The sequence below is a fragment of the Arenibacter certesii DSM 19833 genome (assembly GCF_000429545.1).
GTDB classification, from domain to species: Bacteria; Bacteroidota; Bacteroidia; order Flavobacteriales; family Flavobacteriaceae; genus Arenibacter; species Arenibacter certesii.
Window position 1 is genome coordinate 1 of the sequence record NZ_AUCB01000082.1, and the last position, 1,513, is coordinate 1,513.

The following is a 1,513-nucleotide window of genomic DNA, read 5'->3' on the forward strand; positions in this document are numbered from 1 at the left end:
TCATTTGCAATTAAAGAACCTTCTGCATCCAATGCGGCCTGAATTGCTCTGGTGTCATCTGCCTTACCGTCACCTACCGCACCATATTTGCTGAAGTTCACTGCGTTTGGGTCGCTAAATTCGGGAATTTTGTCCGTTTCCGTTACATTCCCAGTATTGGTGCTGCTATAAGTTACTGTTAATTTAGGGGATAAAGAGGTTTGACTAGAGGCAAATGCCAAATCGTTCCCATTTTTATGGGAGAGAATTAAAGTTGCTTTATCGGCGCTAAAAGAATCTGCTTTTAGCGATATTTTCTCTTTACTTCCCAATTTATAAGATTTGTTGATACTGCCTAAAAAGGTATTAGGATTTGGCTTGTTTTTGGAGGAGAGGTTAGTATCCGTCCAATTAGAACCATCACCTAGGTGGGCCTCTATAGTACCATATCCGGGATCAGAACTAATGGTAAATTCTAGATTAGCGGAAGTAATCTCACCTTCAATCTTACTTAGATCGAACATTAGATAGCCAGTACGCTTGGATTCCTCTAGACGAACAATAGATGAATTGTAACTTTTGCTTCCTTGTAAGAAGGCATCGTATATTGGAGTTAGAGTAACCGTTTGGGAGGTCTTAGCTTGATATTGAATTACGCTGAGCTCTTCAGTTTCATCGAGGTCATTACTACAGGAAAAGAAAAAGAAAAGAACTATACAGCTTAAGGCTGCTCTTAGGGGGTTGGGGAAATTAAATTTCATAGTAAGCAAAATTATTGAATGGATTAATTAATAAATATTCGAATTTGTAATTATTTTAAAACTATATGCACTTTAAAGCAAGTATTAAAACCTTGCGAACAACCATAACTATTATTTATGTAATTGGAAATTTCCTATTATAAATTTTATAATCTTAGGGAGTGATTTATTTCGCGGTGCAATGATATTTTAAATTATCATAACGCCGATGAAATGCTCATTTCTTTCGACGAAGTGCGCAAAAGTTTAAGAGTCGTACTTGTTTTTTGGGAATTCTATAACAGGAAAAGGCAATAGTTGTATCTTTTATTTGATTGAACTGTAAGGTTTTACGTGTTATTGTGGACTGTAATTTAACAGCGATTTTCCGCTAAAAGGGAATGAAGGTGAGTTTTAGCTGTTTTGATAATTTATAATTGAACTATTTTTCCTTAAATTGGTGAGAATATTATACAGGTTTTGTGAATGCCACAATTAAAATTTGATTTCTTAAGGCTAGACATGTAGAAATGAAAATAGAAAATATTCTACGCCTATAATTTGTTATATGCTCACAATTCTTTTTGAAATTGTAGATAAAAATTTATATCAATTTAGGTCAAAGTTGTCAAGAAATTATTGATTTTTTCCCATTCGGATATAAGAACCAGGTAATATATATGGTTTTCATAAGTTAGTGTGGATATTCTGGTGATGTTGACCCCCTATTCTGGCCATACTGACCCCCCTAAGGATTTTGGTCAAAAAGATAAGTTAATGACAATATTACAGTT

Annotated in this window: 1 protein-coding gene; it reads right to left on the bottom strand. The window is 34.2% G+C overall.

All coding sequences use genetic code 11. The features are described 5' to 3' along the window. Positions 1-740, bottom strand: a 740-nt coding sequence (locus tag G466_RS22770) for a CBM96 family carbohydrate-binding protein (RefSeq protein WP_034236222.1), incomplete at its 3' end; no start/stop codon positions are given. Between the last annotated feature and the right edge of the window lie 773 nt (positions 741-1,513).